The 23,860-nt window shown below is 54.1% G+C and carries 26 protein-coding genes; 18 read left to right on the forward strand and 8 right to left on the reverse strand.

Annotated features, from left to right (window positions below):
* Nucleotides 1–4: 4 nt before the first annotated feature.
* Together UTO39_RS11670 and UTO39_RS11675 are read left to right on the forward strand one after the other, a co-directional pair.
* Entirely contained in the window at nucleotides 5–913 is a 909-nt protein-coding gene (locus UTO39_RS11670; protein ID WP_320727213.1) for a glycosyltransferase family 2 protein, read from the forward strand.
* Nucleotides 901–2,112 carry an O-antigen ligase family protein gene (locus UTO39_RS11675; protein ID WP_320727214.1) on the forward strand — a complete coding sequence of 404 codons (1,212 nt, stop codon included), beginning with the start codon at nucleotides 901–903 and terminating at the stop codon, nucleotides 2,110–2,112. The genes UTO39_RS11670 and UTO39_RS11675 overlap by 13 nt, the downstream gene beginning before the upstream one ends.
* A gap of 27 nt (nucleotides 2,113–2,139) precedes the next feature.
* Here UTO39_RS11675 and UTO39_RS11680 read toward each other — a convergent pair whose 3' ends face one another.
* Nucleotides 2,140–3,096: a polysaccharide deacetylase family protein gene (locus tag UTO39_RS11680; RefSeq protein ID WP_320727215.1), complete on the reverse strand. Its 957-nt coding sequence runs from the start codon at nucleotides 3,094–3,096 to the stop codon at nucleotides 2,140–2,142.
* 150 nt (nucleotides 3,097–3,246) lie between these two features.
* On the opposite strand from UTO39_RS11680, the gene rfaQ reads away from it, so the two are divergent.
* From rfaQ to coaD, 7 genes are all read left to right on the forward strand, one after another.
* Nucleotides 3,247–4,317 (forward strand): putative lipopolysaccharide heptosyltransferase III, encoded by a 1,071-nt coding sequence (gene rfaQ / locus UTO39_RS11685; RefSeq protein WP_320727216.1) that lies wholly within the window; start codon nucleotides 3,247–3,249, stop codon nucleotides 4,315–4,317.
* On the forward strand, nucleotides 4,314–5,441 hold the full coding sequence (locus UTO39_RS11690) for a glycosyltransferase family 4 protein (protein ID WP_320727217.1): 1,128 nt from the start codon (nucleotides 4,314–4,316) through the stop codon (nucleotides 5,439–5,441). The genes rfaQ and UTO39_RS11690 overlap by 4 nt, the downstream gene beginning before the upstream one ends.
* A 2-nt stretch (nucleotides 5,442–5,443) precedes the next feature.
* Nucleotides 5,444–6,544, forward strand: coding sequence for a glycosyltransferase (locus UTO39_RS11695; protein WP_061096632.1), 1,101 nt, complete (start codon nucleotides 5,444–5,446; stop codon nucleotides 6,542–6,544).
* 11 nt (nucleotides 6,545–6,555) lie between these two features.
* Nucleotides 6,556–7,545: a glycosyltransferase gene (locus UTO39_RS11700; RefSeq protein WP_028015021.1), complete on the forward strand. Its 990-nt coding sequence runs from the start codon at nucleotides 6,556–6,558 to the stop codon at nucleotides 7,543–7,545.
* Between the two features lie 66 nt (nucleotides 7,546–7,611).
* Nucleotides 7,612–8,886, forward strand: a complete 1,275-nt coding sequence (gene waaA / locus UTO39_RS11705; RefSeq protein WP_028015020.1) for a lipid IV(A) 3-deoxy-D-manno-octulosonic acid transferase — start codon at nucleotides 7,612–7,614, stop codon at nucleotides 8,884–8,886.
* Nucleotides 8,886–9,656: a glycosyltransferase family 2 protein gene (locus tag UTO39_RS11710; RefSeq protein WP_266179490.1), complete on the forward strand. Its 771-nt coding sequence runs from the start codon at nucleotides 8,886–8,888 to the stop codon at nucleotides 9,654–9,656. The genes waaA and UTO39_RS11710 overlap by 1 nt, the downstream gene beginning before the upstream one ends.
* A 3-nt stretch (nucleotides 9,657–9,659) precedes the next feature.
* A complete protein-coding gene (gene coaD / locus UTO39_RS11715; RefSeq protein WP_320727218.1) occupies nucleotides 9,660–10,139 on the forward strand; it encodes a pantetheine-phosphate adenylyltransferase in 480 nt (159 codons plus the stop codon).
* 2 nt (nucleotides 10,140–10,141) lie between these two features.
* Here the strand turns inward: coaD and mutM are convergent, their stop codons facing one another.
* The 4 genes from mutM to radC form a co-directional block, all read right to left on the reverse strand.
* On the reverse strand, nucleotides 10,142–10,951 hold the full coding sequence (mutM, locus tag UTO39_RS11720; RefSeq protein ID WP_320727219.1) for a bifunctional DNA-formamidopyrimidine glycosylase/DNA-(apurinic or apyrimidinic site) lyase: 810 nt from the start codon (nucleotides 10,949–10,951) through the stop codon (nucleotides 10,142–10,144).
* 72 nt (nucleotides 10,952–11,023) lie between these two features.
* Nucleotides 11,024–11,191: a 50S ribosomal protein L33 gene (rpmG, locus tag UTO39_RS11725; RefSeq protein ID WP_003024094.1), complete on the reverse strand. Its 168-nt coding sequence runs from the start codon at nucleotides 11,189–11,191 to the stop codon at nucleotides 11,024–11,026.
* A 22-nt stretch (nucleotides 11,192–11,213) separates the two neighbouring features.
* Nucleotides 11,214–11,450: a 50S ribosomal protein L28 gene (gene rpmB / locus UTO39_RS11730; RefSeq protein WP_002436699.1), complete on the reverse strand. Its 237-nt coding sequence runs from the start codon at nucleotides 11,448–11,450 to the stop codon at nucleotides 11,214–11,216.
* A gap of 218 nt (nucleotides 11,451–11,668) precedes the next feature.
* A complete protein-coding gene (gene radC / locus UTO39_RS11735) occupies nucleotides 11,669–12,334 on the reverse strand; it encodes a DNA repair protein RadC (protein WP_151412662.1) in 666 nt (221 codons plus the stop codon).
* A gap of 173 nt (nucleotides 12,335–12,507) precedes the next feature.
* Here radC and coaBC point away from each other — a divergent pair, with 173 nt between their 5' ends.
* The 3 genes from coaBC (at nucleotide 12,508) to slmA (ending at nucleotide 14,873) form a co-directional block, all read left to right on the forward strand.
* The gene (gene coaBC / locus UTO39_RS11740; RefSeq protein ID WP_151412695.1) at nucleotides 12,508–13,719 is read left to right on the forward strand and encodes a bifunctional phosphopantothenoylcysteine decarboxylase/phosphopantothenate--cysteine ligase CoaBC; all 1,212 of its coding nucleotides are present in this window, start codon (nucleotides 12,508–12,510) and stop codon (nucleotides 13,717–13,719) included.
* Nucleotides 13,697–14,155 carry a dUTP diphosphatase gene (dut, locus tag UTO39_RS11745; RefSeq protein ID WP_015570042.1) on the forward strand — a complete coding sequence of 153 codons (459 nt, stop codon included), beginning with the start codon at nucleotides 13,697–13,699 and terminating at the stop codon, nucleotides 14,153–14,155. Before coaBC ends, dut begins: the two co-directional genes overlap by 23 nt.
* 121 nt (nucleotides 14,156–14,276) lie before the next feature.
* On the forward strand, nucleotides 14,277–14,873 hold the full coding sequence (slmA, locus tag UTO39_RS11750; RefSeq protein WP_028015015.1) for a nucleoid occlusion factor SlmA: 597 nt from the start codon (nucleotides 14,277–14,279) through the stop codon (nucleotides 14,871–14,873).
* A gap of 41 nt (nucleotides 14,874–14,914) precedes the next feature.
* Here slmA and pyrE read toward each other — a convergent pair whose 3' ends face one another.
* Together pyrE and rph are read right to left on the reverse strand one after the other, a co-directional pair.
* Nucleotides 14,915–15,556 carry an orotate phosphoribosyltransferase gene (gene pyrE / locus UTO39_RS11755; protein WP_041911672.1) on the reverse strand — a complete coding sequence of 214 codons (642 nt, stop codon included), beginning with the start codon at nucleotides 15,554–15,556 and terminating at the stop codon, nucleotides 14,915–14,917.
* A 68-nt stretch (nucleotides 15,557–15,624) separates the two neighbouring features.
* A complete protein-coding gene (rph, locus tag UTO39_RS11760; RefSeq protein ID WP_008502688.1) occupies nucleotides 15,625–16,341 on the reverse strand; it encodes a ribonuclease PH in 717 nt (238 codons plus the stop codon).
* Between the two features lie 125 nt (nucleotides 16,342–16,466).
* Here rph and UTO39_RS11765 point away from each other — a divergent pair, with 125 nt between their 5' ends.
* Entirely contained in the window at nucleotides 16,467–17,330 is an 864-nt protein-coding gene (locus tag UTO39_RS11765) for a YicC/YloC family endoribonuclease (RefSeq protein WP_061096640.1), read from the forward strand.
* 206 nt (nucleotides 17,331–17,536) lie between these two features.
* On the forward strand, nucleotides 17,537–18,154 hold the full coding sequence (locus UTO39_RS11770; RefSeq protein WP_061096641.1) for a trimeric intracellular cation channel family protein: 618 nt from the start codon (nucleotides 17,537–17,539) through the stop codon (nucleotides 18,152–18,154).
* 2 nt (nucleotides 18,155–18,156) lie between these two features.
* Here the strand turns inward: UTO39_RS11770 and ligB are convergent, their stop codons facing one another.
* The gene (gene ligB / locus UTO39_RS11775; RefSeq protein ID WP_320727220.1) at nucleotides 18,157–19,827 is read right to left on the reverse strand and encodes an NAD-dependent DNA ligase LigB; all 1,671 of its coding nucleotides are present in this window, start codon (nucleotides 19,825–19,827) and stop codon (nucleotides 18,157–18,159) included.
* A 251-nt stretch (nucleotides 19,828–20,078) separates the two neighbouring features.
* Between ligB and gmk the strand changes: the two genes are divergently transcribed.
* From gmk to trmH, 4 genes are read left to right on the forward strand one after another with little or no spacing between them, the layout of a single operon-like run.
* Nucleotides 20,079–20,702, forward strand: a complete 624-nt coding sequence (gene gmk / locus UTO39_RS11780; protein WP_010426438.1) for a guanylate kinase — start codon at nucleotides 20,079–20,081, stop codon at nucleotides 20,700–20,702.
* 54 nt (nucleotides 20,703–20,756) lie between these two features.
* Nucleotides 20,757–21,032 (forward strand): DNA-directed RNA polymerase subunit omega, encoded by a 276-nt coding sequence (gene rpoZ / locus UTO39_RS11785; protein ID WP_000135058.1) that lies wholly within the window; start codon nucleotides 20,757–20,759, stop codon nucleotides 21,030–21,032.
* Nucleotides 21,033–21,051: 19 nt separating this feature from the next.
* Nucleotides 21,052–23,166 (forward strand): bifunctional GTP diphosphokinase/guanosine-3',5'-bis pyrophosphate 3'-pyrophosphohydrolase, encoded by a 2,115-nt coding sequence (spoT, locus tag UTO39_RS11790; protein ID WP_028015011.1) that lies wholly within the window; start codon nucleotides 21,052–21,054, stop codon nucleotides 23,164–23,166.
* A gap of 4 nt (nucleotides 23,167–23,170) precedes the next feature.
* Entirely contained in the window at nucleotides 23,171–23,860 is a 690-nt protein-coding gene (trmH, locus tag UTO39_RS11795) for a tRNA (guanosine(18)-2'-O)-methyltransferase TrmH (RefSeq protein WP_320727221.1), read from the forward strand.

Raw genomic sequence — 23,860 nt, forward strand, 5'->3', positions numbered from 1 at the left:
TACTATGGCTTTTCTCAGCATCATTATTGCCGCACATAATGCCGAAAACACGCTTCACGCCACGCTGGAAAGTCTGCAAAACGCGATCGAGAATACAGGCGATGATGTAGAAGTTATTATCGTTAACGACAGTTCCAATGATTCCACACAGGATATTATTGAGGCGTGGTTGCCAAAGCTTCCGCATGCGCAATCCCAATACGTTGAGTATCGTAACGTAGGACATGTTCGAAACGGTGCGGTCTCTCTCGCATCAGGCGAATACATTACGATGCTGGATAGCGATGACCTGTTGAAACCAGGCAGCATCCGGGACGCCGTCGCATTCCTGAAAGCAGAGCGGCCTGATATGCTGCTGACGCGCCTGCTGGAAATACGGGACATGCGGAAAATCACCTCCGACTGGCAGGGATTCACGCCTGCCATATTGTCGCAAAGCGATGCAATAAAGCGTTTCCTACAGCACAAAGATTTTCAGGCGCATCTCATCGGGCAATTCGTACACCGCAGGCTGTACGCAACTAACCCGATTCCTTCTATGGTCTGCTATGAAGATTTCGCGGTATTTCCCGGCATGCTGATGCAATCGAGTAAAATATTCTTTCAGCGTCAGGGACACTATTATTACATCAAACGCAGCGACAGTTTGTCGAGCCGTCTTGACGCCAGTAAAATCGCTACGCTGGTTGAATGCACATTACAGATGGAAAATACATTCCCGCAATCATTTAAGCATCTTATTAATTGCCACTGGTTTGATATCTACAGTAATCACCGACAATATCTGACCGACCCCCAGCTCAAACTGGTTAAGCAGCGGGTAAATGCACTTTATTCTTTCTCTTTTTTCTTCTCCAGAGATGTACGTTTCAGCTACAAAAAAAGGGTCATTGAGGCATTATGGAAAAAGTAAAACTGCGGCTCTATCAGTTGACGCTGATTTTGAGCCTCATTTCGTTTGCACTGGCGCTACTGAGCTCAGGAAAACAACGCGAATTTTTCTATATTGCGGTTTATGCCAGCATTATCGGCTTAGCTTGCGAATATAAAAAAATTACCCTGCGCCCCTTTTCAATCGCGCTTCCTATATTGCTGATAGGGCTGCTCAATTTTGTTTGGTATATGGTGTATGAATATCACAGCGAAGGTTTAAATGCTTACAGCGATTATCTGGGCGCCAGTAAGAAACTGATTTTAGCGAGCATTCTCGTTTTCTATCTTGACCGGTTTAAAACTTATGTCGATAAAAGCACTTTCCAGAAGTACTTCCTGTACGCGGCAGGTGCGGGGGTTGTCCTCGCCACGGGATATGGCTTGTGGCAGGCGACGCAGGGTGTAGATCGTGTTGAGATGGCCATAAATCGCGCCACCGTGTCTGCCTATGTTTACTCTGTACTGTCACTGGCGCTGGTATACAGCCTTTATCTTCAAAAAAACAGAACATTATATGTAGTCGCGGGTCTTACCATCTTAATATCTTACTTCGTTATTCTTTTAACGGGGACTCGTGCTGCAATGGGATTATATTTGCTCCTTGCGATTGTACTCACGCTCTACCACTTCAGAAGAATTCACCTAAAATCAACGCTGATTTTTTTATGTGTTGTGGCGGGCATTTTTATCGTTAGCTACAAGCCGTTGATCTCGCCAAAGATAACTCAAACGCACATGGAACTGGAAAGCTACCAGCAGGGGCATGACGCGACGTCGCTCGGCGCGCGTTTTTCCATGTGGACAATTGGTATTCAGAACGGACTTGCACACCCGCTGGGGCAGTCAGTCGAAGACCGCGAAGTGTGGACACAGCAGTATGTAAAAAATGGGCATCCGCATCTCGCGGCCGCGCTAGAGTTTATCAGGGTGCACTTACACAATGAGTTTATTGAAAAATACTCCCTGCAGGGGATCCCGGGCCTGGCAATATTACTCTTTTTCTTCGTCTCGATGATCGCGTACGCGCTGAAGAACAGAAATGGCCTGCTGCTGACGACCATGCTTCTTTTATTACTTTATGGCCTGACGGACGTCATACTATTGAGTTCAGAAGCCTTAATCTTCTTTGTTACCGTGTTTGCCCTGAGCACACCGTTCTCGCAAACCAGACAACGTTAATAAGCGATAATGCCCGCCATGCGGGCATTATTTTTTCTTGTACTGATAAAACTCCGCCAGCGTCATCCCAACCGTCTTGTCGGATAACCAGCTAAAGAGCACTTCCAGATCCTGATACAACCCTTCGATCGCCGCCTCATCTTTAAACGTAGGACTTCCACCCGGCATAAATTCCGAGGAATGCAGCATAAACTCCACGTAATCCTGCCCCTGCGACAGGCATTGCTGCGCCACCTGAATCATCTGCGAGGCATTGCCACCGGTCGGTCGTAGCCAGTTCACGGAGGGCGAACGATATTTACCGCGAAGCCGATCGTATCCCTGTTTGATCGTATTCAGCCAGGCCGGATGTTTATACTGAATGCTCATCGGCACTTCGAGTAAGGGGCTATTGCCCGCCCGGGAAATAGTATCTAAATCCATAAAATAGGCATGGTCGGGGAAATGCTGATAATCCGTTCCGCCATTCCCCTGCGGGGCGCCTTTCGCGTTGCGCCAGTTCACGCGCGGCGTCACGGAGCAATCAACCTGGTAGCCCAGCTCAACGAGCAATTTTGCATAGCGGCTATCAAATGCCCAGCGACCGGCGCGGTGGCTCAGCATTTTGGTCTGGAATGTCTCTTCCAGCAGGCGGGTCATGAACAGCACTTTCTCACGCATCACCTCGTCTGAAAATTCAATCAGATACGGCTGCCATCGCCAGTCATCTCCCGTGAGATCGTGCTCAGGGGGGCTATTCCATGCGTGAAGGTGCATTCCCACCTCCCCCTGTCCGCGAGCAATCACGTCCCTGGCGAATTCAATGAAAACGGGCTCGATTGCCATCTCATAGTTTGTCAGCCATACGGGCTTAAACCCAAAACGCTCACAAAGGGCCTGGAACCGGGCCAGGTAGCGCGCGTTTTCCGTTTTAATGACGCGGTGATTCTGCCAGAGATTATCGCCCTCAGTATCAATCGTGATGATAAACGCTGGTTTTTTCATAATGAGTCCGCATGACAGGGAAGTTAGCGCTATGTTACGCACTCTCCAAAGCCTGAGTAAACCCTTCCTGGGAAATTCCTGAGATTATGGAGAAAGAGTGCAAGTCGCTACCAGGTCTATTAGAATTGCCAACAGTACAACGCCGATAAGATGATGATGAATAACTTACCTGACACGCCTGATTTGCGCATTTTACTGATCAAACTCCGCCATCATGGCGATATGTTATTGACCACTCCCGTCATTGATTCGTTACGTCAAAAATGGCCACACGCGCAAATTGACGTGCTGTTGTATGAAGAAACGCGCGATATGCTCGCCGCACATCCGGCAATTGGCACCATTTATGGCATCGATCGTAAATGGAAGCAGCTGGGCACGCTAAAGCATCTCCAAAAGGAGTGGCAGCTGCTCTGCGCGTTACGAAAGCAACATTATCATCTGGTGATTAATCTTGCCGATCAGTGGCGTAGCGCTATCGTCACCCGCTTCACCGGTGCGCCGGTTCGCCTCGGATTCGCCTTTAACAAACGCAACAATCCATTCTGGCGTTTCTGTCATAGCGATTTAGTCTCTGTTGCAAATCACAAATCCCTGCACACCGTCGAACAAAATCTCTCCATTCTGTCGCCATTACAGGTCGCGCCTGAGCCAGCTGTTACCATGGCCTACAGCGCAGAAGACTGGCACCACGCCCGCCAGCAGCTGGTGCAAAAAGGAGTGAGCGATAACTACATCGTCATTCAGCCAACGTCACGCTGGTTCTTCAAATGCTGGGATGAGAGCAAAATGGCGGAAACTATCACCGCGCTGCAGCAGGATGGGCATACCGTCGTCCTCACGGCCGGGCCGGATAAAAAAGAGCTGGCGATGATCGATCGCATTCTCGGCGCCTCACCGAAGACGGGAGTCGTCTCGCTGGCGGGCCAGCTCACGTTGCGTCAGCTGGCCTCACTCATCGATCACGCGTGTCTTTTTATTGGCGTTGACTCCGTTCCGATGCATATGGCCGCCGCGCTGCAGACGCCATGCGTGGCGCTGTTTGGCCCTTCCAAACTGACGTTTTGGTCTCCATGGCAGGTCAACGGGGAAGTTATCTGGGCTGGCGACTACGGTCCCCTTCCCGATCCCGACGCTATTGATACCAAAACGAAAGAACGCTATCTCGACGCCATTCCTGTTGATGCTGTCGTCTCCGCTGCAAGGAGATATCTGTCATGAAACACCATCGTCTGGCGATTGTTCGCCAAAAGTATCGCCCTGATGGCGGGGCGGAGCGCTTCGTTTCACGTGCTCTCACCGCGCTGAGCAACCAGAATCTTGAACTCAACGTCATTACGCGTGAATGGCAGGGCGAAAAGCAGGACGACTGGCATATCCATATTTGCGACCCGCGCAAATGGGGCCGCATCAGCCGCGAGCGTGGTTTTGCCCATGCCGCCCGGGCGCTGTGGCAACAGCAGCAATTTGATATTGTGCAAAGCCACGAGCGTATTCCGGGCTGTGATATCTACCGCGCAGGCGATGGCGTCCATCGCCGCTGGCTGCTGCAGCGTGCGCGCATTCTGCCCGCCTGGCGCGCGCAGATGCTGATGGTCGATCGCTATCACCGCTACGTGATGCGCGCCGAGCGTGAAATGTATGAGGCGCCAGAGCTGAAAGCGGTTATCTGTAATGCGGAGATGATTAAACGCGAAATCGTTGAAGACTTTGATATTGACGCAAAAAAAATACATGTGATTTATAATTCAATTGATTCCAGCCGCTTCGTTCCGGCCCAGGAAGCACAGCGTGCCGCGCTGCGTCAGCAATTTGGTTTGCCAGCCGATGCCGTGGTGTTCTGTTTTGTAGGATCGGGATTTGAACGAAAAGGATTGGCCAGCGCCATACGCGCTATCGCAGGAACTTCAGCCTGGCTGATTGTGGTTGGACAGGATAAAGCAGAACATCGTTATCGTGACCTCGCCCGTTCATTAGGCTGCGAAGGGCAAATCCGTTTCCTGGGGATGCAGAAAGAAACGCTGCCTTTTTATCAGCTATCCGATGGTTTACTGTTGCCAACGCTGTATGATCCCTTTCCAAACGTCATTCTTGAAGCGATGGCCTGCGGCTTGCCCGTCATTACTTCAGAGAGCTGCGGAGGCGCTGAATTTATTCAGCAAGGCCAGAACGGATTTTATTGTGACGCCTTAGATATCAGCACATTGAAGGAGGCAATTGCAGCCACCCCTTCTCTGGGAAAAAATAACACGATGGGGCAGGCGGCACGTGAACGGGTAAAAGACGCCACCCCCGAAAAACTGTCAAGTCAGCTTATTTCGCTTTATCAAAAATTACTGGATTAAAAATGCGCATCCTAATGATTATTGATGGTTTACCCGGTGGGGGAGCTGAAAAAACAGTTCTTACACTTTCCAGCGGATTAACGGAAATGGGGCATCAGGTCTCCCTTTTCTCTCTGCGGAAAGTGTGTGATTACGCCATCCCGGAAGGCATTGATTATCAGGTGGTTCAGGATACCTGCAAAAAACCGTGGCGCAAGCTGACGGAGATCCCACGCCGGGCCCGCCTGCTGGATCGGGCAATTGAGCGGGCTGAGCGCAGCGGAAAATTTGACGTTGTGTTCTCTCATCTGCACAAAACGGACCGCATTGTGGCGCACTGCCGCGCGCTGGAACGCGATAAGGTCTGGTTCTGCGTGCATGGCATGTTCTCGTTCTCTTATCTTCGCCATCGCAGCGGGCTTTCGCGCTGGTTTAAACATCTTAAAATTCGTCATACCTACGAAAACCGAAACGTTGTCGCCGTCTCAGGCGCCGTGTTGAAAGATCTTTCCGAGACGCTGGCTCTCAAACTCCGGCGTAAAGCGGTTATCCACAATCCTTTTGATATCCCTGAAATTCAGCGTCTGGCGGATGCCCCCTTCGAGATGCAAGGGAAGGATTACATCATCCACGTCGGCCGCTTCCATGAACACAAACGCCACGACCGCCTTTTGCGCGCGTTCGCGCAGAGCCAGCTTGACACTACGCTTGTCATGATGGGCAATGGCTCCGAAGCCAAAATTCAAAAGCTCAAACAGCTTGCCCGCGACTTGGGTATTGAAAACAAAACGGTTTTCCGTCCCTTCGACTCCAACCCTTACCCCTGGATAAAAGGGGCACGCCTCTTAGTGTTAAGTTCTGACTGCGAAGGTTTTGGTAATGTGCTGGTGGAATCCATTATCTGCCAGACGCCACCGGTCAGTACCAATTGTCCGGGTGGCCCCGCAGAAATCCTCACCGGCGACTTAGCGCGCGGGCTGGCAGAGCTAAATGACGCGTCACTGGCAAAAACCCTGGTAGATATTTATACCGCCCCGCCGGTCGTTGGCGATGCAACGATTGCGTCGTTCGGTATCAATGCCATTTGCCAGCAGTACATTGCTTTGGTCGACAATCAAAAATAATCAGGTTTCTTATGCAAAATTCAGCGCCATTATTAAGCGTGGTGGTTGCCGTTTATAACGGCGAAGCTTTTCTGGATCAGTTCTTTACCTGCCTTGTGAATCAACGCATCGACAGCATGGAAGTCATCATTGTCAATGACGGCTCGACCGATCGCTCAATGCAGATCGTCGAAAGCTGGCGTGAAAAACTGCCGCAGATGCAGGTGATTGAACAGCAAAACCAGGGCGTTTCCATCGCGCGGAATACCGGCCTGGCCGTTGCAACCGGTCAGTATCTCTCTTTCCCGGATATTGATGACGTCTTCAAACCTGGCATGTACCAGCGTCTGCTGGATATGGCCGTTACGCAGGATCTGGACGTCGCCACCTGCAACGGCAACTACGTCTGGGAAAATGATAAGAAACCGTCTCGTCCTATCTTCCCTGAGGATAAACTCGCCTCGACGGGCGTCATGACGGGCCCGGCATGGCTAAAGATGGCGCTGGATTCACGTAAGTTCCTGCACGTGACCTGGCTTAATATCTATCGCCACGATTTTATTCGTAAACACAGTTTCCATTTCGAACCCGGCCTGCGTCATCAGGATATCCCGTGGACCACCGAGGTGTTGCTTGCCGCAGAGCGCGTTCAGTACACCAGCGAACGCTTTTATGACTATTACATTCACTCTGCCTCGGTATCACATACGCCGGATAACGACGACACGCTGATTCGCTCCGCGCGCCACTACATGAAAATCCTGCAGATGCTTGATGCCATTAACCAGCGTTATCCGGATAAAGTGAAAAATATCCCCGCCTGCCACTGGCAAATCGCCAAAGAGGGGCTCGGGATCATTCATACCTTCGACAACATGAAGGATGAGACGAAGAAAACAATGATTATCAAAGAATTCTTCGACACCGGGATCTGGAAGCTTATCTGGAAAAGTGCCAAAAGCCCGCGTTTGCGCTGGCGCCTGGGCCGACGCTACTTCCGTTTAAAACGGTATCTGGCATAAGAGATAGCTTTACCTGGCTTAAATGCTTAGAATTTGCCCGCCGAAACTAAAAAGACGGATAATCGCTTGGAATTGTTGTATACCGCCCTGCTCTATATCATTCAGCCACTGGTGTGGCTGAGACTGTTGCTTCGTAGCCGTAAAGCGCCTGCGTATCGTAAACGCTGGGCTGAACGCTATGGTTTTTGCCGCAATAAAGTCGCCCCGGACGGTATTTTGCTGCATTCCGTTTCTGTCGGTGAAACGCTGGCGGCGATCCCGCTGGTTCGCGCTCTGCGCCACCGCTACCCGTCTCTGCCGATTACCGTTACTACCATGACGCCAACCGGCTCGGAGCGCGCGTTATCCGCGTTTGGCAAAGACGTTCATCACGTCTACCTCCCATACGATCTGCCCTGCGCTATGAATCGTTTCCTGAATACCGTTCGCCCGAAGCTGGTGATCGTGATGGAAACCGAGCTGTGGCCGAACATGATTTCCGCGCTGCATGCCCGTAAAATTCCGCTGGTGATCGCCAACGCGCGCCTGTCTGAGCGCTCGGCGAAAGGCTACGGCAAGCTGGGCAAATTTATGCGCCGCCTGCTGAGCAAAATCACGCTGATTGCCGCGCAGAATGAAGAAGACGCGGCGCGCTTTATCTCTCTGGGCCTGAAGCGCAACCAGCTTGCCGTGACCGGTAGCCTGAAATTCGATATTTCCGTTACCCCTGAACTGGCCGCTCGCGCCATCACGCTGCGCCGCCAGTGGGCTCCGCGTCGGCAGGTCTGGATCGCGACCAGTACTCACGAGGGCGAAGAGGCGATTATCCTGCAGGCGCACCGCAAGCTGCTGGAAACCTTCCCGGACCTATTGCTGATTCTGGTGCCTCGTCACCCTGAACGCTTTAAAGACGCCCGCGAAATGGTGCAGAAAGGCGGCTTCAGCTTCACCCTGCGCAGCAGCGGAGAGATCCCTTCCGGCAGTACCCAGGTGGTGATTGGCGATACGATGGGCGAACTGATGTTGCTCTACGGCATTGCTGATCTCGCCTTTGTTGGCGGCAGCCTGGTGGAGCGCGGAGGCCATAACCCGCTGGAGCCGGCAGCCCACGCCATTCCTGTGCTGATGGGTCCACATACGTTTAACTTCAAAGATATCTGCGCTAAATTGCAGCAGGCCGATGGTTTAATTACCGTGACCGATGCGGACTCGGTCGTCAAAGAAGTATCGACCCTGCTGACGGACGAAGATTACCGCCTGTGGTACGGTCGCCACGCCGTCGAAGTGCTGCACCAGAATCAGGGCGCACTCACCCGTTTGCTGCAGCTTCTGCAACCTTATCTGCCTCAGCGGAGCCACTAATGTCTACGCGTCTGTCGGTCGTCATGATCGCCAAAAACGCCGCCGACCTGCTTCCGGATTGCCTGGCCTCCGTCGCCTGGGCTGACGAAATTGTTATTCTCGACTCCGGAAGCACGGACAACACGGTGGACATCGCCCGGGCTGCGGGCGCAAAAGTTTTTACCGATACTGACTGGCAAGGCTATGGCATCCAGCGCCAGCGCGCGCAGGGGTATGCCACCGGTGATTATGTGCTGATGCTCGATACCGACGAACGCATCACGCCGGAGCTTCAGCAGGCTATTCAGGCGGTGCTTTCCTCACCCCAGCCAGGCGCCGTATACAGCATCGCGCGTCGCAACTACTTCCTTGGCCGCTTCATGCGCCACAGCGGCTGGTATCCAGATCGCGTAATGCGCCTCTACGAGCGCGAGCGCTATCAGTACAACGACAACCTTGTCCATGAGTCACTGGCCTGCGACGGCGCCAAGGTCATCCCCCTGACGGGTGATTTGCTGCATCTGACCTGCCGTGATTTCGCCAGCTTCCAGCAAAAGCAGCTCAACTATGCCACCGCATGGGCGCAGGAGCGTCACCAGAGGGGCAAGAAGGCTTCGCTGACGGGAATCTTCACCCACACGCTGGGCGCGTTTCTGAAAACGCTGCTGCTGCGCGGTGGCGTGCTGGATGGTAAGCAGGGCTGGTTACTGGCGGTAGTGAATGCCCAGTATACTTTCAACAAATACACCGAGCTGTGGGCGCTCTGCCGCGGCTACTCAGAGAAAACGTGAGCCATGAGCACAAAAGCGATTTATCCGGGTACCTTCGATCCGATCACTAACGGTCATCTTGACATCATTACCCGTGCGGCGGGCATGTTCGACAAGGTGATCCTGGCGATTGCCGCCAGCCCAAGCAAAAAGCCGATGTTTGATCTCAACGAGCGCGTGCAGCTTGCCACTGACGCCATTTCTCACCTGCCGAATGTTGAAGTCGTCGGGTTCAGCGACCTGATGGCCAATTTCGCCCGCGCCCAGCAGGCCAATATTCTGATTCGCGGCCTGCGCGCGGTGGCAGACTTCGAGTATGAGATGCAGCTGGCGCATATGAACCGCCACCTGATGCCGGAGCTGGAAAGCGTATTCCTGATGCCGTCAAAAGAGTGGTCGTTTATCTCGTCCACACTGGTGAAAGAGGTGGCGCGCCATCACGGGGACGTTACCCATTTCCTGCCGGATAACGTCCACCTGGCGCTGATGGAAAAGCTAAAGTAGCGCTATTTCTGACAGTGGCGGCAGTAGAACGTGGCGCGCTGGGCGTGCTTTGCGGCAACGATCGGCGTCCCGCATACCCGGCATGGCTCACCTTTACGGCCATACACCTGCAGCTCCTGGGCAAAATAGCCCGGTTTACCGTCGCTTTGCAGGAAGTCTTTCAGCGTGGTCCCGCCCTGCTCAATCGAGCGCAGCAGCACGGCTTTAATGACCCGAACCAGCAGCTCACACTCCTGCGCGGACAGCGACGAAGCCAGCCGATCGGGATGGATCCCGGCCGCGAACAGCGATTCGCTGGCGTAAATATTCCCCACGCCGACCACCAGCTTGTTATCCATCAGCCAGGGCTTGATCGGGGTCTTTTTCTTCGCGCACTTCTCTTTCAGGTAGTCCGCGTTAAACGCGTCTGAAAGCGGCTCAGGGCCCAGATGCGCCAGCACGTTGTGACCTTCCAGCTCCTTTGTCCACAGCCACGCGCCAAAGCGCCTTGGATCGGTGTAGCGCAGCACTTTGCCGTTGCTCATTACCAGATCAACATGGTCGTGCTTTTCCGCAGGCAGTTCTTCGGTCAGGATGCGCAGGCTCCCGGACATTCCCAGATGGATAATAATCCAGCCGTCAGGCAGCTCCAGCAGCAGGTATTTCGCGCGGCGCTGCACGCTAAGGACGGGTTTGTCGCTTAACGCGTGGATCTCATCGGACACCGGCCAGCGCAGTCGTCCATTGCGAACGACAGCATGAAGAATAGTCGCGCCGACCAGATGGGGCTCAATGCCGCGACGGCTGGTCTCTACCTCAGGTAATTCAGGCATGGTTCCTCCGTTGAGATGCAGAATGCAAAAAACCCCGCAGTTGCGGGGTTTTTCAATACAAGGAGGCTAAAATTATTTGATTTTAGCTTCTTTGTACAGTACGTGCTGGCGTACAACTGGATCGAATTTTTTCAGTTCCAGTTTTTCCGGCTTAGTACGTTTGTTCTTCGTGGTGGTGTAGAAGTGACCTGTACCAGCAGAAGAAACCAGCTTGATTTTCTCGCGAATACCTTTAGCCATGATTTATTTCCTCTTTAAGTACTTAGTACTTTTCGCCACGGGCACGCAGTTCAGACAGAACTGTATCGATGCCTTTCTTATCGATTACACGCATACCTTTAGCAGATACACGCAGGGTGACAAAACGCTTCTCGCTCTCAACCCAGAAACGGTGAGAGTGCAGGTTCGGCAGGAAACGGCGTTTAGTCGCGTTCAGTGCGTGGGAACGGTTGTTACCGGTCACCGGACGCTTGCCAGTAACTTGGCAGACTCGGGACATGTCTATTCTCCAAAAATCAAATTAGCTCGAGCTTCGTATGGGGTATCGGCGCCTCGTCAGGCTTTACAGCCCGGTCATCGCGTAGTTCTAAGTGAACTCTCGATTGCCAGGCCCAAATGCCAAACCCGAGATTCTCAAAGGTGGCGTAGTATACGCTGACTCGGCGGTGTGCTCAAGTCCCGAACAGACAAAGATCCCGATGGATCGCGAGAAATAGCCTAAATCCAGCCATGTTCTGCAAAAGAAATGTACTCTCCGCGGCCAATTATCAGATGGTCCAGCACACGAATGTCCATGAATTGACAGCATTTGATAATGCGTTCGGTGATTTCTTTGTCAGCTCTGCTCGGTTCTGCACAGCCAGAGGGGTGATTATGCGCGAGGATCACGCCCGCTGCATTCACTTTTATCGCTTCACGCACAATTTCACGCGGATGTACCTCAACGTGGCTCAGTGTACCCGAAAACAGGCGGCTGTGCTTCAGTACCCGGTTCCTGTTGTCGAGAAAGATCACCATAAAGATCTCCCGCTCCAGACCGGATAGCTGGCTTTGCAAAAATTCACGGGTCATGTCAGGGGTAAGGATCGGATCTTGCTCCTCCATCTGCACGTTATAAAATCGCCGGGCAAGTTCAGCAATACCCCGTAACTGGGCATACTTCGCGACGCCAATGCCTTCTACGTGCGTAAATTCCTCCAGTTCGGCTGTCAGCAGACCATGTAGTGAACCAAAATGGTCTATCAGATTTCTCGCCAGCGTAAATACCGTTTTTCCCTTCGTACCTGTACGTAAAAAGAGCGCCAGCAGTTCGTCGTCTTTTAATAACGTGACGCCATGACGCAGCAATTTTTCGCGTGGTAGCAGCAGTTCAGTCTCTTCCATGCCCGGCCTCCTTCTGTTTGCCATTATGCTGCCACAGGCAAATCCGGGGCTCGACGCTGAGGTTTCGTTCTTGCGTAGCGCCTCGCAAAGTGAATAAAGGACTTCATCACCCCCTATATGGGATTGTGATAAAATGCCCGCTCTCTGGTGAAACCCAACAGGAAAGAATCATGATGAGCCTGGCCGGTAAAAAAATCGTTCTTGGCGTGAGCGGCGGCATTGCTGCCTATAAAGCGCCGGAGCTGGTGCGTCGTCTGCGCGAGCGCGGGGCGGACGTGCGGGTAGCGATAACCGAAGGCGGTAAAGCCTTTATCACCCCTCTGAGCCTGCAGGCGGTTTCAGGATACCCGGTATCTGACAGCCTGCTCGACCCGGCCGCCGAAGCCGCGATGGGGCATATTGAGCTTGGTAAATGGGCCGATCTGGTGATTCTTGCCCCTGCCACGGCAGATTTAATTGCCCGCGTGGCGGCCGGTATGGCGAACGATCTGGTTTCGACCATTTGCCTCGCGACGCCTGCGCCCGTCGCCGTTGTGCCCGCCATGAACCAGCAGATGTACCGCAATGCCGCGACTCAGCATAATCTGGAGACGCTGGCCTCGCGCGGCCTGCTTATCTGGGGCCCGGACAGCGGCAGCCAGGCCTGCGGCGACGTTGGCCCAGGGCGTATGCTCGACCCGTTGACGATTGTCGATATGGCCGCCGCCCATTTCTCGCCTGTCAACGACCTGCAACATCTCAACATCATGATTACCGCGGGCCCGACGCGCGAGCCGCTGGATCCGGTGCGCTACATCACCAACCACAGCTCCGGCAAAATGGGCTTTGCAATTGCTGCCGCAGCGGCAAAACGCGGTGCTAACGTCACGCTGGTCAGCGGCCCGGTCTCGCTACCTACGCCACCTTTTGTGCAGCGCATTAATGTCACCACCGCGCTGGAGATGGAAGCCGCCGTGCAGGCTCATGCGCAACGCCAGCAGATTTTTATCGGCTGTGCAGCCGTGGCAGACTATCGTGCCGAGACCATCGCCGAGTCTAAAATCAAAAAGCAAGGCGATGAATTAACACTGAAAATGGTGAAAAACCCGGACATTGTTGCCGGTGTCGCCGCATTAAAAAGCCATCGTCCTTACGTTGTTGGATTTGCCGCAGAAACGAATAATGTGGAAGAATATGCCCGGCAAAAACGTACCCGCAAAAACCTCGATTTAATTTGCGCGAACGACGTATCGCTGGCCACGCAAGGATTTAATAGCGACAGCAACGCACTGCACCTTTTCTGGCAGGATGGAGATAAAATCTTACCGCTTGAGCGCAAGGAACTCCTGGGCCAACAATTACTGGACGAGATCGTTACCCGTTATGATGAAAAAAATCGACGTTAAGATTCTGGACCCGCGTGTTGGCGAGCAATTCCCGCTGCCAACCTATGCCACCTCCGGCTCTGCCGGACTTGACCTGCGCGCCTGTCTCGATGACGCCGTAGAACTGGCGCCCGGTGCCACCACCCTGATCCCGACGGGCCTGGCGATCCACATTGCTGACCCGTCTCTGGCGGCAGTCATCCTGCCGCGCTCTGGTCTGGGCCATAAGCACGGCGTTGTGCTGGGTAACCTGGTCGGCCTGATCGACTCCGATTACCAGGGTCAGCTGATGGTGTCCGTCTGGAACCGTGGCCAGGATAGCTTCACCATTGAACCGGGCGAGCGTATCGCGCAGATGGTTTTTGTACCGGTGGTACAGGCAGAATTTAACCTGGTGGCAGACTTTGATGCCACCGACCGTGGCGAAGGCGGCTTCGGCCATTCCGGGCGCAAATAACCGCCCGACACACACGTATCTCGCAGCGCCATAACGCAATAACAAACCGCAAACGTCAGTTTGCGGTCGCTGTGTGGATGCCAGCCTGGCAAGTGCTTATTTTTCAGGGGTATTTTGTAACATGGCAGAAAAACAAACCGCGAAAAGGAATCGTCGCGAAGAAATACTTCAATCTCTGGCTCTGATGCTTGAATCCAGCGATGGCAGTCAACGCATCACCACCGCCAAACTGGCCGCCTCTGTGGGCGTGTCTGAGGCGGCGCTGTATCGTCATTTCCCCAGCAAAACAAAAATGTTCGACAGCCTGATCGAGTTTATTGAAGACAGTCTGATTACGCGCATTAACCTGATTCTGAAGGACGAAAAAGACACCACCGCGCGTCTGCGTCTGATTGTGCTGCTAATTCTGGGCTTTGGGGAACGCAATCCGGGTTTAACCCGTATCCTGACCGGCCACGCGCTGATGTTTGAGCAGGACAGGCTGCAGGGCCGCATCAATCAGCTTTTCGAGCGTATTGAAGCACAGCTGCGCCAGGTGCTGCGCGAGAAGAAAATGCGTGAAGGCGAAGGATACAATACGGATGAGACATTGCTGGCAAGCCAGATCCTGGCGTTTTGTGAAGGCATGCTCTCCCGCTTTGTGCGCAGCGAATTTAAATACCGACCAACGGACGATTTTGACGCCCGCTGGCCGTTAGTGGCAGCGCAGCTGCAGTAGCACCGCAGGCCCGGTAAGCGTCGCGCCGCCGGGCAATTCAATTACACGCCAAACTCTTCGCGATACGCCCGAACCGCCGCCAGATGATCCGCCATCTCTGGCTTCTCTTCCAGATACGCAATCAGGTCTTTCAGGGTGATGATAGAGGTCACTTTGCAGCTGTAATCACGCTCTACTTCCTGGATAGCAGAGATATCGCCGCGACCACGCTCCTGACGATCCAGAGAAATCAGCACGCCAGCCAGCGTCGCACCGTTGGCCTGGATAATCTCCATAGATTCACGGATCGCGGTGCCTGCGGTAATCACGTCGTCGACCAGCATCACGCGGCCCTGCAGCGCGCTGCCCACAAGATTACCGCCTTCGCCGTGGGTTTTGGCCTCTTTGCGGTTAAAGCAGTACGGCACGTCACGGTCATGGTGTTCTGCCAGCGCGACTGCAGTGGTCGTCGCAATTGGAATGCCTTTGTAGGCCGGGCCAAACAGCAGGTCAAAATCAATTCCGGAATCCACCAGCGCTTCGGCATAGAAACGGCCTAACAGTGCCAGATCGCGCCCGGTATTAAACAGCCCGGCGTTGAAGAAATAGGGGCTCTTACGCCCGGATTTCAGCGTAAATTCGCCAAACTTAAGTACCTGTTTATTAATCGCAAACTCAATAAACTGGCGCTGATACGATTTCATGGATTCGCTCCTTTGGTTTTTTCTGTCTTACAGGCAAAAAAAAGGCGACTCACTGGTCGCCTTTAAAATCAATTTTCTAACGCCGCTTTTTGCGTCGTTACAATGGATTCGATTCCCCCTCGGGCCAACGCCAGCAGGGAGAGAAGTTCTTCGTGAGTGAACGGCTCGCCTTCCGCCGTGCCCTGCACTTCAATGATGCGGCCATCTTCGGTCATCACCACGTTCATGTCGGTCTCGGCGGCGGAATCTTCAACGTATTCCAGATCGCAAAGCGCTTCACCGTTAACGATCCCCACGGAAACCGCCGCGACCATCCCTTTCATAGGGTTGGTTTTCAGCTTACCGACTGCAACCAGCTTGTTCAGGGCATCGGCCAGCGCCACGCAGGCACCGGTAATGGACGCGGTACGCGTGCCGCCATCTGCCTGAATCACGTCGCAGTCCAGAGTAATCGTGAATTCACCGAGAGTTTTCAGGTCAACGGCGGCGCGCAGCGCACGCGCGATAAGACGCTGAATTTCCATAGTACGGCCACCCTGCTTACCCTTTGCCGCTTCACGGGCGTTACGGGTATGGGTCGCGCGCGGCAGCATGCCGTACTCGGCGGTGATCCAGCCCTGGCCCTGACCTTTCAGAAAGCGCGGAACGCCCTCTTCGATGGACGCGGTGCACAGCACTTTGGTGTCACCAAACTCAACCAGCACGGAGCCTTCAGCGTGTTTTGTATAGTTACGGGTCAGGGTGACGGGACGCACCTGATTGGCGCTACGACCTGATGGACGCATGATGGATTCTCCGGCTTGAAACGAATGTGGCTGCGCATTATACGGATAAAGGACGCTTATTCCTATCCTGAGAAGCCCCCGAAAGCTATAATCCCCCCATCTCTCCTTTAAAAACGGGAATGTCTATGATCCGCAGTATGACCGCCTACGCCCGGCGTGAAATCAAGGGTAGCTGGGGTAGCGCTACCTGGGAAATGCGTTCGGTAAACCAGCGCTATCTGGAAACATATTTCCGTATGCCGGAACAGTTCCGCAGCCTTGAACCTGTGGTGCGCGAGCGTATCCGTACGCGTCTGACCCGCGGGAAAGTGGAATGCAACCTGCGCTTTGAGCCAGATGCCAGCGCGCAGGGCGAACTGATCCTCAACGAAAAGCTGGCGAAACAGCTTGTGAATGCGGCGAACTGGGTCAAAATGCAGAGCGATGAAGGCGAAATCAACCCGGTTGATATTCTGCGCTGGCCTGGGGTCATGGCCGCCGGTGAGCAGGATCTGGATGCCATTGCCGCTGAAATCCTGGCAGCCCTCGACGGCACGCTGGACGATTTTATCGTTGCCCGCGAAACCGAAGGCCAGGCGCTGAAAGCGATGATTGAGCAGCGTCTTGAAGGCGTCAGCGCTGAAGTAGCCAAAGTCCGCACCCACATGCCGGAAGTGCTGCAATGGCAGCGCGAGCGTCTGGTCGCCAAGCTGGAAGAAGCGGAAGTTCAGCTGGAAAACACCCGTCTGGAACAAGAGCTGGTGCTGATGGCGCAGCGCGTTGACGTGGCCGAAGAGCTGGATCGTCTGGAAGCGCACGTGAAAGAGACCTATAACATCCTGAAGAAGAAGGAAGCTGTAGGCCGCCGCCTGGACTTTATGATGCAGGAGTTCAACCGCGAGTCGAACACTCTGGCGTCTAAGTCTATCAATGCTGAAGTGACCAACTCAGCGATTGAACTTAAGGTTCTGATTGAGCAGATGCGCGAGCAGATCCAGAATATTGAGTAATCGCTTTTTGGGTGGTGTCGGCTGACGCCACCCATTATTATTTCTAATCCGAATTTCCCTCTCTTTTCTAATTCACCAGCCAAGTATCAAAGATATTCAACGTGTATTGATTAAATTTTATAGGTGAAATCCCATCACCTTAGAAAATCTCAATCGTGATCTTGCGCACAAATCGCTAACCTTTCCGCGTTCACACCGGAGGGTATATGCTGCTTCACATTCTTTATCTCATTGGTATCACCGCAGAAGCCATGACTGGCGCTCTCGCCGCCGGGCGTCGCCGGATGGACACCTTCGGCGTGATCATTATTGCCACTGCAACCGCGCTGGGCGGTGGTTCCGTGCGCGACATCCTGCTTGGCCATTACCCGCTCGGCTGGGTGAAGCATCCTGAGTATGTGATTATCGTCGCAACGGCTGCCGTATTAACCACCATAGTGGCACCCGTTATGCCTCATCTTCGCCGTCTGTTCCTGGTGCTTGATGCGCTGGGGCTGATCGTCTTTTCCATCATCGGCGCGCAAATCGCGCTCGATATGGGGGAAGGCCCGGTTATCGCCACCATTGCTGCCGTGGTAACGGGCGTTTTCGGCGGCGTGCTGCGCGATATGTTCTGCAAACGCATTCCCTTGGTCTTCCAAAAAGAGCTGTACGCCGGCATCTCCTTCGCCGCAGCGGTACTCTACATTGCCCTGCAGCATTACGTTTCAAACCACGACGTGGTGGTCATCTCCACGCTGCTGTTTGGCTTTACGGCCCGCATGCTGGCGCTGCGTCTGAAGCTCGGGCTGCCCGTCTTTCACTACAAGCACGGCGCTCACTAATCTCAGAATCCGTTGATGTGCTGCCGGGCAAGCCACCTGACCAGCACATCAATCTCTGGCGCGTGCAGCCAGCTAACGATTTGCCGCGCCTTCTCCTCTCCCGTCCCCGGTAAGGTCTGCCATGCCTTTGCGCTACGTTCGCTCATCTTCTGCCAGGACACCTCCCCCAACGCCTTCAGCGACGCCTGCGGTAGCGGAACACCCAGCGCCATAATCCAGCGGGTAAAAGGCTGCTCACGCACCTGATTAAAGCGATGCCAGAGCGCTAGCCCGCGCGCTGCGGAGAACCCCGGCGTCGACTGCAGCTGCTCCTGCGTTAACAGCAGCCACGAAAAGAGATGTTCAAAATGATGCGCCTGCCAGAGCATCCGCCAGCCTGACTCACCTAACCCTTCAATGTTGAATACCTGCTTAGAACTGAGCCACGTCAGCCGGGCAAAAAACTGTTCCATACACTCCTGCGAGGCATAAAAGCAGCTCAGGGAGTGATAACGCGAGGCCGGAGGCTCTGGTTTTTGTCTGTCCGCTCCTCGCCAGACCACCTTATCAAACCGGGGGATACCCTGCCCGGCCAGGCTGACCAGGATCTGATCGCCCGGGGCAATATCCAGCCTCTGCCAGCGCCCAACCGACCCCAGGCTCACTCGCTGCACCTGTTTATCGTCCAGCTGCACAGGCTCAAGTGCCGCCACGACAGAAATTTTGCCCGTGCGCCCCACGGAAAAACGAATATCCCTGATCTCTGCGACCTGCGCCGCAGGCGAATATTTCCATGCGATGACCCAGTTGCCTTCGCCGGGCAGCCAACCCTCCCCTGAAGGAGACTCCGCAGACCGAACCACTATGCCATCCGTGGCAAAGGGTAATGCCGTGTTTTGCCAGGCCAAACGCTGCTTTTCAACAGCATCAATAGTTTGTACGGGTAGCGTATAGCGTGCCGTCAGGGAAAAGCCTGCGCTGGACAGCTCAGAAAGCCTGTTTTCCATTCCCTTCGGTCCATCCGGCCAGGCCCAGATAAATATTCCAGTCTGGCTCAGAAGCCCGTTGTCCTTTTGTCGCATCATCGCACCCGCGACTTTTGCGCGTGCATTCATTCCACCCATCTGCCGCTGGACGTGGTTTTCGCGTAGCCAGAAAAGCTCCCCCTGTAAGACGCTATTTGCCAGCGCGCCAGATACCTCCTTAGGCACGGACGGGATCAAACGCACGCGGGCCGTCCAGTCCTCGCCTTTTAGCCCATTACCACGGCTAATGGCCCGCGCTAGCTTTCCGTTGCGATACACCAGCGTCACCGCCACGCCGTCGACTTTTGGCTGCATCCAGAGGTTTTTTCGACCGTGCATCCAGTGACCCAGCGCTTCTTTGCTGGCTGCTTTACGTACCCCCGTATGGGCAACAGGATGTTTTACGTTTCCCTCCAGCGCAGGAAGGGTGCTCTCAACAAAATCGTTGCCAAAACAACGCTGCCACTGGTTTAAACGTCCGTTGAGCTGGTCATACACTTCATCACTGACCTCGCTCACCCCCTGCTTCCAGTAAGCCTCATCCCAGCGTTTGATTTGTGCGCTTAATGACGCAATCTCTTTTTCCGCTTTTGCCTGTGACCACACCGGACACACCGCCGCCCCGTAACCACACCACAACAGCATTAACCCGCTTATCCATCGCCACATCGCTACCCCTCCTTTGCAATGCAGGAGATATAACCTGGCGTGAGAAACGACGCTAATAGCAACCTTTCACGCTGCGAGGCGCTATCCAGCGTTAATTTTTATTGCTGCAAACCGCAGGTAAAACCTGAAAACGGTACGCAAAATTCAATAATCCAGGGTAAAAAGTGTGACAAAGGCTACGTCACACTGCGGCGACGTGTATAATAAGCCCGTATGTAGGACTTCTTCGTTAACACATACAAAAGACTCTCATGGCTCAAGGCACGCTTTATATTGTTTCTGCCCCTAGTGGCGCGGGTAAATCCAGCCTTATTCAGGCACTGTTAAAAACCCAACCGTTGTACGACACACAGGTTTCTGTTTCTCACACCACGCGAGCGCCGCGCCCGGGTGAAGTGCACGGTGAACACTATTTCTTTGTGGATCACGACGAGTTCAGAGCAATGATCGGCAGAGACGCGTTTCTTGAACACGCTGAAGTGTTCGGTAACTACTACGGCACCTCGCGTGAAACCATTGAGCAGGTACTGGCGACGGGCGTGAATGTGTTCCTCGACATCGACTGGCAGGGCGCACAGCAAATTCGCAAGAAAATGCCTGACTCGCGCAGTATCTTTATTTTACCGCCGTCGAAAGATGAGCTGGATCGCCGCCTGCGTGGCCGCGGTCAGGACAGTGAAGAAGTCATCGCAAAGCGTATGGAACAGGCAGTTGCAGAAATGAGCCATTACGCGGAATATGATTACCTTATTGTGAATGATGATTTTGATGCCGCGCTGAGCGATCTCAAAACCATTCTTCGCGCAGAACGACTGCGTATGAGCCGCCAGAAGCAGCGACATGACGCATTAATCACCAAACTGTTGGCAGACTGAACCCACTTTCAGTATCATGCCCAGTCATTTCTTCACCTGTGGAGCATTTTAAGTATGGCACGCGTAACTGTTCAGGACGCTGTAGAGAAAATTGGTAACCGTTTTGACCTGGTGCTGGTCGCCGCGCGTCGCGCTCGTCAGATGCAGGTAGGCGGTAAAGATCCGCTGGTACCGGAAGAAAACGATAAAACCACCGTTATTGCACTTCGCGAAATCGAAGAAGGTCTGATCAACAACCAGATCCTCGACGTGCGTGAGCGCCAGGAGCAGCAAGAGCAGGAAGCCGCAGAACTGCAGGCCGTAACCGCCATTGCTGAAGGTCGTCGTTAATTAAACCTGCGGGTCGCCCTTGTATCTGTTTGAAAGCCTGAATCAACTGATTCAAACCTACCTGCCTGAAGACCAGATTAAGCGTCTTCAGCAGGCGTATCTCGTTGCACGTGACGCTCACGAGGGCCAGACACGTTCAAGCGGTGAACCCTACATCACGCACCCGGTTGCGGTAGCCTGTATTCTGGCCGAGATGAAACTCGACTACGAAACGCTGATGGCCGCCCTGCTGCACGACGTGATCGAAGATACCCCTGCCACCTACCAGGATATGGAACAGCTGTTTGGCAAAAGCGTTGCCGAGCTGGTGGAAGGGGTCTCTAAGCTTGATAAGCTGAAATTCCGCGATAAGAAAGAGGCGCAAGCCGAAAACTTCCGCAAGATGATTATGGCGATGGTGCAGGATATCCGCGTCATTCTCATCAAACTCGCTGACCGTACCCATAATATGCGCACGCTGGGCTCACTTCGCCCGGATAAACGTCGCCGCATTGCCCGTGAAACCCTCGAAATTTACAGTCCGCTGGCGCACCGTTTAGGTATCCACCACATTAAAACCGAGCTGGAAGAGCTGGGCTTTGAAGCGTTGTACCCGAACCGCTATCGCGTGATTAAAGAGGTGGTGAAAGCCGCACGCGGTAACCGTAAAGAGATGATTCAAAAGATCCTCTCTGAAATTGAAGGGCGTTTGCAGGAAGCGGGAATCCCGTGCCGCGTCAGCGGTCGCGAAAAACATCTGTACTCCATCTACTGCAAAATGGTGCTCAAAGAGCAGCGTTTTCACTCGATCATGGATATTTACGCGTTCCGCGTGATCGTCCATGACTCGGACACCTGTTATCGCGTGCTGGGGCAGATGCATAGCCTCTACAAACCGCGTCCGGGGCGCATGAAAGATTACATCGCCATTCCGAAAGCGAACGGCTATCAATCATTGCATACCTCGATGATCGGTCCGCACGGCGTGCCTGTTGAAGTGCAGATCCGCACCGAAGACATGGACCAGATGGCAGAGATGGGTGTAGCCGCACACTGGGCTTACAAAGAGCACGGTGGAGAAAGCAGCACGACCGCACAAATCCGCGCCCAGCGCTGGATGCAGAGCCTGCTGGAGCTTCAGCAGAGTGCGGGTAGCTCGTTCGAATTTATCGAGAGCGTTAAATCCGATCTCTTCCCGGATGAGATTTACGTTTTCACCCCAGAAGGCCGCATTGTCGAACTGCCTGCGGGCGCAACGCCGGTCGACTTCGCTTACGCCGTGCATACCGATATCGGGCACGCCTGCGTGGGCGCACGCGTCGACAGACAGCCTTATCCGCTGTCACAGCCGCTCTCCAGCGGCCAGACGGTCGAAATTATTACCGCACCGGGCGCACGTCCGAACGCGGCCTGGCTGAACTTTGTCGTGAGCTCCAAAGCGCGCGCCAAAATTCGTCAGCTGTTGAAAAACCTCAAGCGCGATGACTCCGTCAGCCTGGGGCGTCGTCTGCTCAACCACGCGCTGGGCGGCAGCCGCAAGCTGGCTGAGATCCCACCGGAGCATATCCAGCGTGAACTCGACCGTATGAAGCTCACGTCTCTGGACGATCTGCTGGCGGAAATTGGTCTGGGTAACGCGATGAGCGTTGTAGTAGCGAAAAACCTACAGCAGGGTGAAGCGACGCCTTCTGCTCCAGGCGCATCCGGCCATGCCCATCTGCCGATCAAAGGCGCGGACGGGGTGCTGATCACCTTCGCAAAATGTTGCCGTCCAATTCCTGGCGACCCGATTATTGCGCACGTCAGCCCGGGCAAAGGGCTGGTTATCCACCATGAATCCTGTCGTAACATTCGCGGCTACCAGAAAGAAGCCGAGAAGTTTATGGCGGTCGAGTGGGATAAAGAGACAGCGCAGGAGTTTATCACCGAAATTAAGGTGGATATGTTCAACCACCAGGGTGCCCTGGCGAACCTGACGGCAGCAATCAACACGGCCTCGTCCAACATTCAGAGCCTGAATACGGAAGAAAAAGACGGCCGCGTCTATAGCGCCTTTATTCGTCTGACCGCTCGTGACCGCGTGCATCTGGCGAACATTATGCGCAAGATCCGCGTCATGCCGGACGTGATTAAAGTCACCCGAAACCGAAACTAGGTTTATGAATTCACAACGTTATGCCCGTATCTGCGAAATGCTCGCCAGACGTCAGCCTGACCTGACGGTCTGCATGGAGCAGGTGCATAAACCTCATAACGTCTCTGCCATCGTCCGTACCGCAGATGCCGTCGGCGTGCATGAAGTGCACTCCGTCTGGCCGGGTCACCGGATGCGAACCATGGTCTCTGCTGCCGCAGGCAGTAACAGTTGGGTATCCGTCAAATCTCACCAGACGATTGGCGATGCCGTATCGCATCTGAAAGGACGCGGGATGCAGATCCTGGCGACAAACCTGTCCGTTAAGGCCGTGGATTTCCGCGAGATCGACTACACCCGCCCGACCTGCATTTTGATGGGTCAGGAGAAAACCGGGATCTCCCAGGAAGCGCTGGATCTGGCGGATCGGGACATCATCATTCCGATGATCGGCATGGTCCAGTCCCTTAACGTCTCCGTGGCGTCCGCGCTCATTCTGTATGAAGCGCAGCGCCAGCGTCAGAATGCCGGGATGTACGAGCGCAGCAACAGCATGCTGCCGGAAGAGGAACAGCAGCGCCTGCTGTTTGAAGGAGGTTATCCGGTGCTGGCACGCGTTGCGAAGCAGAAAAAATTGCCTTACCCCCACGTCAACGCGCAGGGCGAGATTGAAGCCGATGCCGAGTGGTGGGCCACCATGCAATACGCCGGGTAA

Source organism: Enterobacter sp. 118C5, from assembly GCF_034107645.1.
Taxonomy (GTDB): Bacteria; Pseudomonadota; Gammaproteobacteria; order Enterobacterales; family Enterobacteriaceae; genus Enterobacter; species Enterobacter nematophilus.

What these genes read in the sequence shown, in the direction of transcription:
- UTO39_RS11670 (WP_320727213.1), top strand. Translation starts at nt 5, where the DNA reads ATGGCTTTTCTCAGCATCATTATTGCCGCACATAATGCCGAAAACACG.
- UTO39_RS11675 (WP_320727214.1), top strand. Translation starts at nt 901, where the DNA reads ATGGAAAAAGTAAAACTGCGGCTCTATCAGTTGACGCTGATTTTGAGC.
- UTO39_RS11680 (WP_320727215.1), bottom strand. Translation starts at nt 3,096, where the DNA reads ATGAAAAAACCAGCGTTTATCATCACGATTGATACTGAGGGCGATAAT.
- rfaQ (WP_320727216.1), top strand. Translation starts at nt 3,247, where the DNA reads ATGATGATGAATAACTTACCTGACACGCCTGATTTGCGCATTTTACTG.
- UTO39_RS11690 (WP_320727217.1), top strand. Translation starts at nt 4,314, where the DNA reads ATGAAACACCATCGTCTGGCGATTGTTCGCCAAAAGTATCGCCCTGAT.
- UTO39_RS11695 (WP_061096632.1), top strand. Translation starts at nt 5,444, where the DNA reads ATGCGCATCCTAATGATTATTGATGGTTTACCCGGTGGGGGAGCTGAA.
- UTO39_RS11700 (WP_028015021.1), top strand. Translation starts at nt 6,556, where the DNA reads ATGCAAAATTCAGCGCCATTATTAAGCGTGGTGGTTGCCGTTTATAAC.
- UTO39_RS11710 (WP_266179490.1), top strand. Translation starts at nt 8,886, where the DNA reads ATGTCTACGCGTCTGTCGGTCGTCATGATCGCCAAAAACGCCGCCGAC.
- coaD (WP_320727218.1), top strand. Translation starts at nt 9,660, where the DNA reads ATGAGCACAAAAGCGATTTATCCGGGTACCTTCGATCCGATCACTAAC.
- mutM (WP_320727219.1), bottom strand. Translation starts at nt 10,951, where the DNA reads ATGCCTGAATTACCTGAGGTAGAGACCAGCCGTCGCGGCATTGAGCCC.
- rpmG (WP_003024094.1), bottom strand. Translation starts at nt 11,191, where the DNA reads ATGGCTAAAGGTATTCGCGAGAAAATCAAGCTGGTTTCTTCTGCTGGT.
- rpmB (WP_002436699.1), bottom strand. Translation starts at nt 11,450, where the DNA reads ATGTCCCGAGTCTGCCAAGTTACTGGCAAGCGTCCGGTGACCGGTAAC.
- radC (WP_151412662.1), bottom strand. Translation starts at nt 12,334, where the DNA reads ATGGAAGAGACTGAACTGCTGCTACCACGCGAAAAATTGCTGCGTCAT.
- coaBC (WP_151412695.1), top strand. Translation starts at nt 12,508, where the DNA reads ATGAGCCTGGCCGGTAAAAAAATCGTTCTTGGCGTGAGCGGCGGCATT.
- dut (WP_015570042.1), top strand. Translation starts at nt 13,697, where the DNA reads ATGATGAAAAAAATCGACGTTAAGATTCTGGACCCGCGTGTTGGCGAG.
- slmA (WP_028015015.1), top strand. Translation starts at nt 14,277, where the DNA reads ATGGCAGAAAAACAAACCGCGAAAAGGAATCGTCGCGAAGAAATACTT.
- pyrE (WP_041911672.1), bottom strand. Translation starts at nt 15,556, where the DNA reads ATGAAATCGTATCAGCGCCAGTTTATTGAGTTTGCGATTAATAAACAG.
- rph (WP_008502688.1), bottom strand. Translation starts at nt 16,341, where the DNA reads ATGCGTCCATCAGGTCGTAGCGCCAATCAGGTGCGTCCCGTCACCCTG.
- UTO39_RS11765 (WP_061096640.1), top strand. Translation starts at nt 16,467, where the DNA reads ATGATCCGCAGTATGACCGCCTACGCCCGGCGTGAAATCAAGGGTAGC.
- UTO39_RS11770 (WP_061096641.1), top strand. Translation starts at nt 17,537, where the DNA reads ATGCTGCTTCACATTCTTTATCTCATTGGTATCACCGCAGAAGCCATG.
- ligB (WP_320727220.1), bottom strand. Translation starts at nt 19,827, where the DNA reads ATGTGGCGATGGATAAGCGGGTTAATGCTGTTGTGGTGTGGTTACGGG.
- gmk (WP_010426438.1), top strand. Translation starts at nt 20,079, where the DNA reads ATGGCTCAAGGCACGCTTTATATTGTTTCTGCCCCTAGTGGCGCGGGT.
- rpoZ (WP_000135058.1), top strand. Translation starts at nt 20,757, where the DNA reads ATGGCACGCGTAACTGTTCAGGACGCTGTAGAGAAAATTGGTAACCGT.
- trmH (WP_320727221.1), top strand. Translation starts at nt 23,171, where the DNA reads ATGAATTCACAACGTTATGCCCGTATCTGCGAAATGCTCGCCAGACGT.